At 53.8% G+C, this 845-nt stretch carries 1 protein-coding gene; it reads right to left on the bottom strand.

The genetic code is table 11. From position 1 onward, the window contains the following. Positions 1–845 (bottom strand): Calx-beta domain-containing protein (locus tag R7Z49_RS24095; RefSeq protein WP_318112244.1); only part of this gene is annotated, 845 nt, incomplete at both ends.

Here is an 845-nt window from a genome sequence, read left to right as displayed (position 1 = left end):
GTCACGCTGAAATCTTCAGGGCCTTCATAAACGGCGTCATCAGTGGAAGCGATGCGCACATCAAACTCAGTTTGCCCCGCTGGCACCGTCACCACGCCATCGTTTGGCACTGCAACCCAACCACTTCCCGTGTTGTATTCCAAGGTACCTAAGTCACCGGCTTCGGTATCGCCGAGATTAAGACCCAACTCCACTTGCGTTTCCGCTTCAGAGGCGTTCGATAAGGTGACTTTGAAGTTCGCCGTATCCCCCTCATTGATGGTGCCAGCATCGGTAATAGTCACGCTTGGACGGTCATCATCCGGATCAGGGCCCGGGCCACTGCCGTCATCCACTATCGTTGCCGTACCGGTATCGCTACCTTGCACTGCGCCAATGCCGGTTACTGTCACGCTGAAATCTTCAGGGCCTTCATAAACAGCGTCATCAATAGAAGCGATACGCACATCAAACTCAGTTTGCCCTGCTGGCACCGTTACTACGCCATCGTTTGGCACTGCAACCCAACCGGAGCCTGTGTTGTATTCTAAGGTACCTAAGTCTCCAACTTCGGTATCGCCAAGATTAAGACCCAATTCCACTTGCGTTTCCGCTTCAGACGCGTTCGACAGCGTCACTTTGAAGTTGGCTGTCTCACCCTCATTGATGGTGCCAGCGTCTGAAATAGTCACGCTTGGACGATCATCATCCGGATCGGGGCCTGGACCCGTGCCGTCATCCACTATCGTTGCCGTTCCCGTATCGCTACCTTGCACCGCCCCAATGCCAGTCACCGTCACACTGAAATCTTCAGGGCCTTCGTACACCGCGTCATCAATAGAAGCAATGCGCACATCAAACTCAGT

It is taken from the genome of Vibrio sp. 1562 (assembly GCF_033340155.1).
GTDB classification, from domain to species: domain Bacteria; phylum Pseudomonadota; class Gammaproteobacteria; order Enterobacterales; family Vibrionaceae; genus Vibrio; species Vibrio alginolyticus.
This window is presented reverse-complemented; position numbering and strand designations above follow the sequence as displayed.